Genomic DNA, 13,669 nt, shown 5'->3' on the forward strand with positions numbered 1-13,669 from the left:
ATGAATATTTCTAAATTTTTTATTGATCGTCCGATCTTTGCTGGGGTGCTGTCCGTCCTGATTCTACTGGCGGGCTTACTCTCCCTTTTCCAACTGCCCATTTCTGAATATCCAGAAGTGGTGCCACCCTCTGTCGTGGTGCGTGCCCAATATCCGGGTGCTAACCCTAAAGTAATCGCTGAAACCGTTGCTTCTCCACTGGAAGAATCCATCAACGGCGTAGAGAACATGCTGTATATGCAGTCTCAAGCCAACAGCGATGGCAACCTGACCATTACCGTCAATTTCAAGCTCGGAATTGATCCCGATAAAGCCCAGCAACTGGTTCAGAACCGAGTTTCTCAAGCCCTGCCGCGTTTGCCAGAAGATGTACAACGTCTCGGTGTGACCACGCTAAAAAGCTCACCAACCTTAACCATGGTGGTGCATCTGACCTCACCGGATAATCGCTATGATATGACCTACTTGCGTAACTATGCCGTACTCAATGTCAAAGACCGTCTGGCACGCCTACAGGGTGTAGGTGAAGTTGGTCTGTTTGGTTCGGGTGATTACGCCATGCGTGTATGGTTAGATCCACAAAAAGTGGCTCAACGTAATCTCACGGCCACTGAAATCGTCAATGCCATCCGTGAGCAAAATATTCAAGTTGCCGCAGGAACCATCGGTGCAGCGCCAAACAATTCACCTTTACAGCTCTCGGTGAATGCACAAGGCCGTTTAAGTACCGAACAGGAATTTGCCGATATTATTTTAAAAACAGCAGCAGATGGTGCAGTAACGCGCTTGGGTGATGTGGCCCGTGTTGAACTGGCCGCTTCACAATATGGCTTACGTTCATTACTGGACAATAAACAGGCGGTGGCGATTCCAATTTTCCAAGCACCGGGTGCCAATGCCTTACAGGTCTCGGACCAAGTGCGTAGCACCATGGCGGAACTGTCCAAAGATTTTCCAGCATCCATTAAATACGATATCGTTTACGACCCAACCCAATTCGTACGCTCAAGTATCAAAGCGGTGATTCATACCTTGCTTGAAGCGATTGCACTGGTGGTTGTGGTGGTGATCCTGTTCTTACAAACATGGCGTGCCTCGATTATTCCTCTACTGGCAGTGCCTGTTTCAATCATTGGTACCTTCGCCTTAATGCTGGCCTTTGGTTATTCCATCAATGCGCTATCCCTGTTCGGGATGGTGCTCGCCATCGGGATCGTGGTCGATGATGCCATCGTGGTGGTGGAGAATGTCGAGCGGAATATTGAAGCAGGACTCAGTCCAAGAGATGCCACCTACCGTGCCATGCGTGAAGTCAGTGGACCGATTATCGCGATTGCATTGACACTGGTTGCCGTGTTCGTCCCTCTCGCTTTTATGACCGGCTTAACAGGCCAATTCTATAAACAATTTGCCATGACCATTGCCATCTCCACCGTGATTTCGGCATTCAACTCACTCACCCTGTCTCCAGCTTTGGCCGCCATGTTACTCAAAGGTCATGATGCCAAACCTGACTTCCTGACCCGCGTGATGAACCGTGTCTTCGGACGCTTCTTTGCCCTGTTTAACCGCGTATTCTCACGCGCATCGGATCAATATGGTCGTGGCGTTAGTCGGGTGATTTCGCATAAAACCTCAGCGATGGGTGTCTATGCAGTACTACTCGGTCTGACCATTGGGATTTCTTATATCGTTCCGGGTGGTTTTGTGCCTGCACAAGATAAGCAATACCTGATCAGCTTTGCCCAATTACCGAATGGTGCCTCACTGGATCGAACCGAAACCGTGATTCGTAAAATGAGCGATGCCGCGCTGAAACAACCCGGCGTAGAAAGTGCAGTGGCTTTCCCCGGCTTATCGATTAATGGCTTTACCAACAGCTCTAGCGCAGGGATTGTATTTGTCACCTTAAAACCTTTCGCTGAACGTAAAGCAGCCGATCTTTCTGCCAATGCCATTGCAGGTGCTTTAAATCAGAAATACGCCGCGATTCAAGATGCTTATATTGCAGTATTCCCGCCACCACCGGTGATGGGTCTCGGCACCATGGGTGGCTTTAAACTCCAGCTCGAAGATCGCGGTGCTTTAGGCTATGCCGAGTTAAATAACGCAGCCCAATCCTTTATGAAAGCGGCACAATCTGCACCTGAATTGGGGCCAATGTTCTCCAGTTATCAAATCAATGTACCTCAACTAAATGTTGATCTGGATCGAGTCAAAGCCAAACAACAAGGCGTTGCTGTGACCGATGTATTTAATACCATGCAGATTTATCTCGGTTCACAATACGTGAATGACTTTAACCGTTTTGGTCGTGTCTATCAGGTACGTGCCCAAGCCGATGCGCCGTTCCGTGCCAATCCTGAAGATATTTTACAGCTTAAAACCCGTAACAATGCAGGGCAAATGGTGCCGCTGTCTTCGCTGGTCAATGTGACTCAAACCTATGGCCCAGAAATGGTGGTGCGCTATAACGGCTATACCGCTGCCGATATTAATGGTGGTCCTGCACCGGGTTATTCATCCAGCCAAGCCGAAGCTGCGGTTGAGCGCATTGCCGCTGAAACCTTGCCACGTGGGGTAAAATTTGAATGGACCGATCTGACCTATCAAAAGATCTTGGCAGGTAATGCCGGATTGTGGGTGTTCCCGATCAGTGTGCTGTTGGTGTTCTTGGTCTTGGCGGCGCAATATGAAAGCCTGACCTTGCCATTAGCCGTGATTCTGATTGTGCCAATGGGTATCTTGGCGGCACTGACCGGGGTTTGGCTCACAGGCGGTGATAACAACATCTTTACCCAAATCGGCTTGATGGTACTGGTCGGGCTGGCCTGTAAGAATGCCATCTTGATCGTCGAATTTGCTCGAGAACTGGAAATGCAAGGCGCGACCGCATTCAATGCTGCGGTTGAAGCCAGCCGTTTACGTTTGCGTCCGATCTTGATGACTTCAATCGCCTTCATTATGGGTGTGGTTCCACTGGTCACATCTACAGGTGCTGGTGCTGAAATGCGCCATGCCATGGGCGTTGCGGTGTTCTTTGGTATGATCGGAGTAACCTTCTTTGGTTTGTTCCTGACGCCTGCCTTCTATGTATTGATTCGTACCCTGAACAGCAAACATAAACTGCATTCAGCAGCGGTACATGAAGCACCACTGCACAGTTCACACGATCACTAAGGAGCAGGACATGACAGGATTCAAACCCCACTGGATACTCTCCTCACTGATGGGAAGCCTGCTGCTTGCAGGCTGCTCATTGGCACCTGAATATCAGCCTGCCAAGCTGGTTATTCCACTGCAATTTAAGGAAGCCGATGCTAAGTTGAACGATCCCAATTGGACCATTGCGCAACCTGCCGATGCGCAGTCTCGCGGTGAATGGTGGCGTATTTTTAATGATCCGCAACTGAATGATCTGGAACAGCAGGCCATTGCTGGTAACCAAAATCTAAAGGCGGCAGCAGCCAATATTCAGGCCTCAAGAGCTTTAAGGTCTGTTACACAAGCTGAACGTTTACCCAGTATTGGTGCAGGTTTTGGGCCAACCCGTCAAAAGCCCTCACCCGCTTCTTTAGGACTTGATTCGGATGCATCCACATCTGCACGTACCTTATGGCGGGCACAAGCCAATGCCTCTTATGAACTGGACCTATTTGGACGGATTGCTAGCAGTGTCAATGCAGCAACCGCAGATGTGCAGCAACAGGAAGCGTTGTATCATTCTGCACTGCTAGCCTTACAAGCTGACGTGGCACAGGCTTACTTTCTGATTCGCCAATTCGATGCTGAACAAGCCATCTATGCGCAAAACATCAAATTACTGACTGAGAATCAAAATTTGATTCAAGCACGTTATCGCAATGGCCTCGTCAGTGATCTGGATGTTTCACGTGCGCAAACTGAACTCTCGACCGCCCAAAGCACTGCACTCAGCATTACACGGAATCGAGCCAATACCGAACATGCATTGGCAGTATTACTCGGGAAAGCGCCTGCTGAATTTAGCTTAGCCATTCAACCCTTGTTTGCTACTGCGATTCGCCTGCCTGCGGGTTTGCCTTCGAGCTTGCTTGAACGTCGTCCCGATATCGCTGCTGCTGAACGGGCTATGGCCGCTGATAATGCACGCATCGGTATTGCCCGTGCTGCCTTTTTCCCAAAACTGGATCTCACTGGTGCGCTAGGTTATGAATCAGCAAGTTTAGGCGATTTGGGTAAATGGTCGAGTCGAACTTTTTTACTCGGCCCTGTTGCGGGCACAATTTTGTCTTTACCGTTATTTGATGGTGGGCAACGTAAGGCAGGCGTTGCTCAGGCACGTGCAGGCTATGAGCAGAGTGTGGCTAATTATCGGCAGACCGTGCTGAATGCGTTCCGTGAAGTTGAAAATGGTTTGTCTGATCAGCGTATTCTGGATCAGCAAATACAGGCACAGGGGCAAGCACTTGCGTCATCCCGACATGCCAATCAGCTTTCACATTTGCGTTATCGTGAAGGCAGCATTAGTTATCTGGATGTGATTGATTCGGATCGGAGCATTTTGCAGCAAGAGCAATTGGCTGCACAGCTTCATGGCAGTCGAATGATTGCTAGTGTAGATCTTATTCGGGCTTTAGGTGGTGGTTGGCATACTGGGCAAGTGGAGTTGGTACGGCAATAAGGCTTAAATTGGGAAAATATACAAGGATGTAGATTTTCTCTGTAAAATTTGACTCCCATCCCATGCTTTATCGTCAGTTTTTCGAACAATTATAAATGTATGTGTTGGGTAATTTTTTCAATACACCTAGAAAATGAAAATTATAAATCCATATAATACATAAAATCCTAATTCTTTAAATAAGTTATTAAAAAAACCAAACAACTACATATCACCAGCTACTAATAAGTCATGATGCTCTTTGCAATAAATCTCATTATACCAAGTATAATGCATATCATTATTAACTCTCACTAAAACCCAATCAGGAAATTCTCTTAAATATGTTAAATTTATTCTGTTTTCTAGAAAAACAAATTTACTATCTTTTTCAGGCCATTCAGGATCTGAATTATAAGATCTAATAGGGTTTCCTAATTTCATTTCCTTTATAATAATGCTCTCCAAACATTCACAAACTGGTATCTCTGTATTTTCCATTTTCTTAATTTACGTTCCTAAGTATTTAAGATCAAAATTCAAACACTCCATCACACTCTCCATTAAAATTAATTCCATTAGATTATATGCTTATCTTTCGACTTCCATTAAAAACCATACAACTAAAAACATACAAATCAAAATTAATTTACCCCACATATAAAAATTTAATATTCAAGTATTAAAGATATATCTCCCTGCTTGGGATCATAAGTGAATTCAACTTTATTCCATTTCGTTTTATCTTGCTTCAAAGCAACTCTCGCAGGATGAATAACAATAAAATCTTCATCATTAAATTTATACTTATTCTTAAATCTTTTTAAAATTTTTGAGTGAAGTAAATTAGCATCAAAGAACTCAGGCGTATTAAATAAAATATAAATAGTTCTTCCTTGTTCACTAAGAATTTCCACACATACATTATCACTCAAATAGATAAGGCTATCTAAATCATCTTTATTTACTAAATTAGACCTAATTGTTCCTCGGTCATTTTCAACATCAAAATCAAGAAAAAAATTACCAACCATTAAAACCCTTTGGTCAATTAAAACATTTAAATTCAATTTATTACCTCTCAAACTAAATAACGCCCCAGTAGAAACCAAGTTCATTTTATCTGAGTTTTCGATAAAGTTTTGCGGCCCTTCTTCTGCACCTAAATGAGGATTTGCAGCTGTTCTACCTTTAGCCACACACGTATCTTTAGTAACAGTAAAGCGTCAGGCTTATGAATTTAGTCTATCAGATGGGCCATATAAATTCATTTACCTCACTTTCCTCTAAGAGCATAAAACTAAAATCACCAGAATCTCTCCACTTTGCAGTAGTAACATCTTCAACTCTTATACCTTTGTAATTAATTCTATCAATTTCACTTTTAACAGTTTCATTTATAAAAAAAGTATCTTGTGCTGAGTCAATTTTATTTATCTTAAATATATTTACACTTACTTCTTCCAACAAATGAGGTTCTTCCAAAACCAAAAAATCTCCATCCAACCTATACACAGATTTATTTAAATCAAAAACATCACTATAATTTAAAAATTCGTTAAACCTAAAAAAATAATAATCATTATTATCAACCTTATCCAACTGACTGGAAACCAGTTCAACTTTAAAGAAATCAACATTAATATAGTTTTGCAAAATTTCTTTAAAAAAACCATCTACAACATAAATATCAGCATTAATATTCCTAAAAGAAATTTTAGTATTTCTATTTTTTAATACTAAAACCCCATGTCTTGGTAGTTCACAGTTTTTGCTAGTTTTATAGCTATACCATGGAAGAGAACCATACTCAAATTCAGAATCAATCTGCTCTTTATGATTATATAGAACAGCTTCTTCAGAAAGTGAAATTGGACAGATGTCACTCTGTGTAGCACTTAATACATAATAATTCATATTATTAAACCTAACTTAATCTAATTGGTTTAGACCCTGGTACTGATAAAGCAAGTCTCATACTTTTTTGTAAATTCGCAACTTTATCCCTAGCTTGTGAAGCAGTTATTTTTTTATCTCCAAACTCTCTTTCAATCTGTGTTAGCTTTTGATTAATTGCTGCTGAATATAGTGGATGCGATCCGCAATGTACATTACCATTAGTTAAATCAACATTCCCTTGAAGTATCAATGAAGTATCTTTCTCATAGTTATACACTGCACACTCTAAAACATATTCACCATCGTCCATTTCATTCAATTCAAATATAGGCATGTTTTCCACTTCCTGTAAATGAACTTCATCAAAAGGAATCAATGATAGCTTATAATCACCATCAAAATAATTATTAAGAACACCCTCTAACTCTTGATACATTTTTAAAGTAACTTCAAAATCAGATAACAAACCATTCTTATCTTTTTCATTTATGCATTTCAGAAAAAATCTACAGTTTTATAGATATTCAATTCAATATTTTTATCTATCATTCATGTACCATTTTAAACCTTCCATTTCTCACCTCGAACATAACTTAAAAAATCATCCATATTAGTTGTAGGTTCATTTTTAAATTTTACAATAGAATTAGGTGAACAATATCCTGTGATTGTTGTTTGTAACTCACCCAAATAATCAAATTGATCTTGTAATTTTATATTTTTTTGAATCATACTTTCTTCCATCAAAAAAATTTCATTTAAAGATTTATAAACTTCATTTCTCGTCCCCCCTTCATTAATGTAGTCAGTTAATACATTATCAATATCCTCATCATCACCATTATTTTCCAATAGCCAAACTATTTTATTTTTAAAATTTAATACACTCATATTTACTTCTAATCAAGTAATATCAATAACATTCAAACTATAATAAGTATTGAAAAAGACAACCTTATTCCACACACCATCGTCATTAAATCCCTCTAACTCAACCTTATCATCAGAGATATTTACAACCTGAATTAAAGTAAATAAATCTTTACCTTTATTTGTTTCAAGTAAATCAAGTTGTTTGTATTCTTCAATACTACTATCATACATTTCAACATTGAATGAAGTCCAATTAAAAAAAACCAACTCTACATTTTTTACATATTATTTTAAACATATATCATAAACTGCTGAAAATAAAATATAAAACTTATCACCATAAATCTTTATACTTTTTATATCCATATCTGCTATTTCAATTTGTTCCAGCTTCATAAAAAACTTAACCATAACTAGACTAGTTTTACTCTTCATATCGACAAAAAACCCAACCTTTATATGAAAGCAACTTTCCTATTGGCTTTTCTGACTTTTCTAAATAAATTTTTTGTTTTAAAAACTGTGGGTAAGCTGCCATTATTTCTGTAACAGCAATATCAATTATTTCATAATCTTCATCTTTGGGTTCTACATTTAAATACCCATAAATAAATATAGTTTCATCATTAAAGTCGAATGCTACTGCTCTTACATTATTTGCAATAGCACCTAAAAAGCTTTTAAACACGACCAATTCCAGGTTATTAACATTCATTTCAAAAAAAATAAATCATAAATAAAAATCTTTAAAATTAAAAAAACATCATTTTCATATATTTTTTGTTATTAAATCCTCAATTATTTCTTCGTATGCTTCTTTGATATCACTTATATTACTATCCTTCCCTATCATGAGCAGTTTATCTATTAAATCCTTCCTCTCAAATCTAACCAACAATTCATACAAATAATTAAATGTGTAGTAGTCAAAAAAACATTTACCTCCAGAGTTTTCAACAAAGCCAACCAAAATACGATCAACTTCTTTTTTATAAAAATTCACTACTTCTTTAGTTAGTATCGTATTAACTATCACTCTTTCCTCATCACTACCATCAACAGAAATATTTAAAACACACTCCATCAAACTTACATTAGAATCATACAATGTAAAACTATCCCTAATAAGGGTCAAAACAGAACACCTTACGTCTTTACTTTTATCATTTAAAAGAGAAAGATAATTATCACAAGTTAATCTATTAGCTAATATTTTAGAATTTTCATAATACTTTCCTATTCTATGCGAAAATATAGAATAACCTTCAGAAAGAACATTACCATCACCATTTACAATTGCATATTGAAGCTCACTGTATTCACATATATTTTCATCAACTAAATGCAGAATTTCCTTCTCATTAACTATCATTATATTTTTCCTCCATAATTCCAAGGCATTGACTGAAGTTTTTCATTAAACTCTGATTGAGGCATATCTCTAGTTGGATAAATAGTTGAGTGGCCTTCACCACGTTTGCTACCTGGAATTATATCTTTACCATCATGTTTGATGGCTAAACCTTCAGGCATTGGGGTATCTGCAGATACCTGATGATAATGTCCAGATAATCCTGATTTTTCAGGTAATCGAGTAGCAGACTTCCCTTCTGGCATAGCTTTATCTTTTTGAGAAGGTAAAATACCATTCTCATCTGGTTGTAAATCTTTATCCCTTATACCTTTTGGTTCACTTTTATTACCAAAAACACATATAGGATTAGTATTATTTAGCCCCAGAGGATCAATCCAACTTACAGGATTTGGCGCGTAAGCATAAACGTTGTTACCACCCAACAACCCAATCGGATCTTTAGAGATAAAACGTCCTACATAAGGCGAATAATATCGATAACGGTTGTAATGTAAACCCGTTTCTTCATCAAAATACTGACCTTGGAAGCGGATATTATTGGTGACGATTTCTGAATTTTCAAAAAAGTTAGATGCTGACTTTGTTGATACACGCTCACCCCATGCCTTATATTCAGCTTTCCAGACCATTTGACCTTGGGCATCGCTCATCTCCTGAGGTGTACCCAAATGATCACAATGATAGAAACAAATATCATCTAAAGATTTTGCTGGTGCAGTCTTACGCCATAAAGGATCTTTGGCAATATGATAAGGCTGATCTGTCCAATCAGGTGTTTGTACAAGCTCAATCGGTTCACGATAGATTGCTTGCAATAGAGGGACAAAACTATCCTTCTCATACACATAATGCTTGGTGATCTGATCATTGGATTCAAAGGCCAAAGTATTGCCATCCCACCCATAAATCACATTCTGCTCTTCACCTGTATGATGGTGTTTACTACGTTTTTGAATACGCCGCCCTAAAGCATCATAACGATACTCCGCAGTGTATTCTGTATTACGACTCTTGATTAACCGCCCACAAGCATCCCACTCAAGGTACAAGTCCCCTTTAGATGACTTTTGACGCACCAATTGACCATAAGCATCGTACTGATATTGCTGATCTAGATATGCTTTAACAACATTATTCACCAAACGGTTATAACCATAAGCATTACTTGCTGTTGCGGCTACACTCGGTTCTTGATGATGATTTCGGTCAATGATGTTACTTGCAGGGTCAAAACTAAAGGTTTCTTTGCCCAGCTTACTATTGGCTTCCAGTAAACGACCGACAGGATCGTATTTATACTGGATATTGCCACGGCGAGTATCTGCAATACTGAGCAATTGCCCCGTTTTATCGTACTGATATAAACGCTGAATCAACTGTTCAGTTTCTTGAATGGCATTGTTCTGTATTGCCTGCTGCGGCGATGTATATGCAAATTCATGCCCATTCAGCACGCGTTGCTGAGTCAGACGCCCCAGTTCATCATAATGCTGCTCTTGGCTAATCCCGTTGGCATAGTGGCGAACAGTTTCACGATGTAAATCGTCTCGTTCAAAACTGACAGTATCTTCACCATTCAGGACCAAACCATGAACATGCCCACTGCCATAGGTTAACCAATCGACCTGTTGTCCATCTGGGCGTATGGTTTTAATCCGATCACTAATTTCATCATAACTGTGTTTCCACACCGCAGTTTTATGCGTTTGATGATCTTGATGATGCTCTCTCACCAGATTACCGACGACATCGTAATACCACTGGAGATTGCTCTCATTATTTTTAGCCTGAATCAATTGGCCATTATTGTTATAGGCAAATTCTTCAACCTGTTTTTGTTCTAATTCCTGCTCGGTATAGCCATAGCCTGCTTGACGCTGTTCCAGTCGTCCCATGCTGTCAAATAAGAATTGTTGAATACGATCTTTCGGTGCAGCCCGATCTTTTAAGTCCTGCCCAAATGCAGAGGCTACCTCAATACTGCTGGATAAATTACCATCTGTTTCATCATATTTGTAAAGGGTTTCTTTACCATCAAAATCAATTTCTTTAATCAGGCGACTGGCAACATCATAGAAAAATTCATAGCTTGCCCCATTTTCATTGGTCAAACGTTTCAGACGATTCAGCTTGTCCCATTGATATTTCAACGTGTGCTTCAAGGCATCCGTACGAGATGAAATCAGTCCTGCTGCGTCATATTGATATTGTGTGAGTTGTCCTTTGGCATCGACATGCGCCAATAAACGCCCTTCGGCATCATGGACAAACTGTTCTTCTGTGGCATCGGCATGTTTGATTTTTTCAAGTTGACCAAAAGCATTCAGTGGCAAACCTTGAATGATCGGTTCACGTTGTTCTGTGGTTAGGTCACTATAGAAGTATTCAACCTTTTGTTTTAAGGCATTTTCAACTGATTTTACTCGCCCACGTTCATCATACTGCCATGTTGTGGTTTTGCCCGAACAGTCGGTATAACTGATCAGATTACCCTGATCATCATACTTTAACTGCTTGGAACCCCCTTTGGCATCTTTTATCGAAGTGAGTAAACCTAAAGCATTGTAACTATATTCTGTTACACGTTTTAGCGGATCGATTTCCTTGCTGATATTGCCCTGAGCATCATATTCCTTAAACCAACGCCCTTGCTCAGCATCGACCATACCTGTTAATTGACGCTTGTCATCATAGGCATAATATAAATTTGAACCGTCAGGTTGGGTAACACTGACAATATTGCCACTTTCATCATATTCATAAATGGTTACCGCGGCGTCTCGATCAACATGCTTGGTAACACGGGCAAAATCATCACGGAAGAACCATTCTTCCAATCCATCAGGATAAATGATGCGATAGGTATAGCCATCAATATCATAGTAATACCAAGTTTCTGCCCCATAGGCATCCGTTACATAGGTTAAACGGATATTTTCATCCCATGCCAGTCTGCTCTCAGAGCTGCCATCATCAGCCCATTCGTGAAAGGCCTTCGATGTGGGTTCAATCCCGTCATATTCCAGATTAATACCACGACCAGTCAGATCGGTATAACGGCTTAATAAGTGATGCTCATATTGATAATGATAGCTTGCGCCATTTTCAGTAATGGCCTCGATTAAGTCGCCTTTATGGTTATAGTTATAACTCGCAAGTGGACGAAGCAATTGCCCATTTCCCACCAACCATGCATCGTCAATACGGCCTTGCGCATCGACTTGGAAAGCGACATGCGCCAATAATTTTTGCTTCTCTTTAATCAATACATCCGAAATAAATGAATGATCACCCGATTGATGGTCATAACGAACCGCTAAGGTCACCCCATTTTTATATTCAATCGCAGATAAGCGATAATAATCTTGATACTTTTCAAAAATATGCTTTTCTTCTTTTTGATAAGAAATCATCTGAATATGTTCAGAGATCACACTATAATAAAAATCTTCTGTTTGATTGTGAAAGCTTTCGCCCACTTTTAATTGAGGTAATTTGACTGGGCGTGCGTCTGGACCAATATATTCTAGCCCTGCCAACGGTTTGATATATGCGGCCTGTTGTTCCGTTTCTTCAATATATTCACTTTGCGGCACAATTCGGGTGGTAAAAGAGGTCAACCATCTTGCCCCGAACTCTCCTTGGTCTAATTGATACAAGTTCGATGCATAGGTTCGATTTAAAATAAAACTTTCAATCGCAGACACATAGGCATCCTGATGAGTTAAAAACTCAGTTCCCAATGCATAAGTAATATGTTTTTTAGTACCTGTTTTGGTCTTTCCACCACCTAAATTCAGTGGACATGACACTTCATTTGGATTGTTTTTAGCTTTGGCTTGGTGATTGGTTTTTTCCAGTTCCCCACTCGGTCGACTCTTTTCTTTTTTAGCGACCTGTTTCTGAGTAATATTAGCTGTGGCTTTTTTCTTTAATTTGAATTTTTGCACAGCTTTTAATAAGACATTTAATAACCAAGCAATACTCATTGCTTTGCCCGGATCGGCTAAAGTCATCAAGAACTGCGGCGCTTTTTTACCAAAACCACGAATCCCTGTAATAACCAGTTGAATCGGCTGTTTCGCACTGGCTGGCACAACCGATGAAACACCTTTGGCAACCGTGTTAATATTTTCCTTAACGCTCGCTTTCCATAAGTTCGTCAAACCATCTACAGCATTATTAAAAGTAGCTTTCGGATTACGCTGTAAATTATCTAGATTGACTTTATTAAGTTGTTTCTGTGCTTGTTTGACATTACCTGCTGAACTAAAGACGTGACCATTTAATATTTTTTGTATGCCGTTGGCAAAATCATTACTGATGCTGGTGATTTTTGTTCCACAGTGCTGCATCATATCTTTGACAAGCGGTTGAGCTTTTGCCGCAAACTGATCGAGTTCACCTGCAATACGTTCATTTAAGTGATCACTTAAAATCACCAAAATGGTATCGGAAATGACCCCACCTGCTTTTTGACGAACCAGATTCAAAGTCGGTCTCAAGCTCATGCGCATTGTTGCCATGGTTGGCGGTACAGGAATAATCCCAATCACATCTAAACCAAGATTCAGCCAATCCCCAAAACCCGGGTTTGGTTTTTTACTGATATCGATAACATCGTAAACGGCATCCACCAAAGCAATCGCATTACCAATCACTGGAAGCGAGCCTGCTACACTTTTAATGGTATTTAAGTCGACATAGTCCTTGGTGTTCTTCTTCAACCATGAATTGATTTTATTCATACCTGCTTTGACATCAGCAGCATACATTTTGTTTAAAGGCACAACCGCAACTTGTCCAGTATTGGTTCTTACACTCTGTTTATTTTGCTGATTGTTGGTCTTCTTAGGTGGTGTCGCCATCTTTCATCATTC

At 39.7% G+C, this 13,669-nt stretch carries 11 protein-coding genes; 2 read left to right on the top strand and 9 right to left on the bottom strand.

Features of this window, described 5'->3' with window-relative positions; translation table 11 throughout:
* Window positions 1-3,180 carry a multidrug efflux RND transporter permease subunit AdeG gene (gene adeG / locus WA352_RS13465; protein ID WP_005205233.1) on the top strand — a complete coding sequence of 1,060 codons (3,180 nt, stop codon included), beginning with the start codon at window positions 1-3 and terminating at the stop codon, window positions 3,178-3,180.
* A gap of 10 nt (window positions 3,181-3,190) precedes the next feature.
* Window positions 3,191-4,663: an efflux transporter outer membrane subunit gene (locus tag WA352_RS13470; protein ID WP_241345362.1), complete on the top strand. Its 1,473-nt coding sequence runs from the start codon at window positions 3,191-3,193 to the stop codon at window positions 4,661-4,663.
* A 204-nt stretch (window positions 4,664-4,867) separates the two neighbouring features.
* On the opposite strand, the gene WA352_RS13475 is transcribed toward WA352_RS13470, so the two are convergent.
* The 9 genes from WA352_RS13475 to WA352_RS13515 all read right to left on the bottom strand — a co-directional run bounded on the left by WA352_RS13475 (window position 4,868) and on the right by WA352_RS13515 (window position 13,657).
* A complete protein-coding gene (locus tag WA352_RS13475; protein WP_033134768.1) occupies window positions 4,868-5,143 on the bottom strand; it encodes a hypothetical protein in 276 nt (91 codons plus the stop codon).
* Window positions 5,144-5,310: 167 nt separating this feature from the next.
* Window positions 5,311-5,841: a hypothetical protein gene (locus tag WA352_RS13480; RefSeq protein ID WP_227505303.1), complete on the bottom strand. Its 531-nt coding sequence runs from the start codon at window positions 5,839-5,841 to the stop codon at window positions 5,311-5,313.
* 49 nt (window positions 5,842-5,890) lie between these two features.
* The gene (locus tag WA352_RS13485; protein WP_033134769.1) at window positions 5,891-6,559 is read right to left on the bottom strand and encodes a hypothetical protein; all 669 of its coding nucleotides are present in this window, start codon (window positions 6,557-6,559) and stop codon (window positions 5,891-5,893) included.
* Between the two features lie 10 nt (window positions 6,560-6,569).
* The gene (locus WA352_RS13490; RefSeq protein WP_201772403.1) at window positions 6,570-7,007 is read right to left on the bottom strand and encodes a hypothetical protein; all 438 of its coding nucleotides are present in this window, start codon (window positions 7,005-7,007) and stop codon (window positions 6,570-6,572) included.
* 95 nt (window positions 7,008-7,102) lie between these two features.
* On the bottom strand, window positions 7,103-7,432 hold the full coding sequence (locus tag WA352_RS13495) for a hypothetical protein (RefSeq protein WP_162180606.1): 330 nt from the start codon (window positions 7,430-7,432) through the stop codon (window positions 7,103-7,105).
* A gap of 12 nt (window positions 7,433-7,444) precedes the next feature.
* Window positions 7,445-7,645, bottom strand: a complete 201-nt coding sequence (locus WA352_RS13500) for a hypothetical protein (RefSeq protein ID WP_227505304.1) — start codon at window positions 7,643-7,645, stop codon at window positions 7,445-7,447.
* Between the two features lie 193 nt (window positions 7,646-7,838).
* Window positions 7,839-8,102, bottom strand: coding sequence for a hypothetical protein (locus tag WA352_RS13505; RefSeq protein WP_241304162.1), 264 nt, complete (start codon window positions 8,100-8,102; stop codon window positions 7,839-7,841).
* An 81-nt stretch (window positions 8,103-8,183) separates the two neighbouring features.
* Window positions 8,184-8,786, bottom strand: coding sequence for a hypothetical protein (locus tag WA352_RS13510; protein WP_033133561.1), 603 nt, complete (start codon window positions 8,784-8,786; stop codon window positions 8,184-8,186).
* Window positions 8,786-13,657, bottom strand: coding sequence for an RHS repeat-associated core domain-containing protein (locus tag WA352_RS13515; protein WP_033133560.1), 4,872 nt, complete (start codon window positions 13,655-13,657; stop codon window positions 8,786-8,788). Before WA352_RS13515 ends, WA352_RS13510 begins: the two co-directional genes overlap by 1 nt.
* Between the last annotated feature and the right edge of the window lie 12 nt (window positions 13,658-13,669).

This window comes from Acinetobacter sp. 102 (assembly GCF_037028485.1).
Lineage (GTDB): Bacteria > Pseudomonadota > Gammaproteobacteria > Pseudomonadales > Moraxellaceae > Acinetobacter > Acinetobacter higginsii.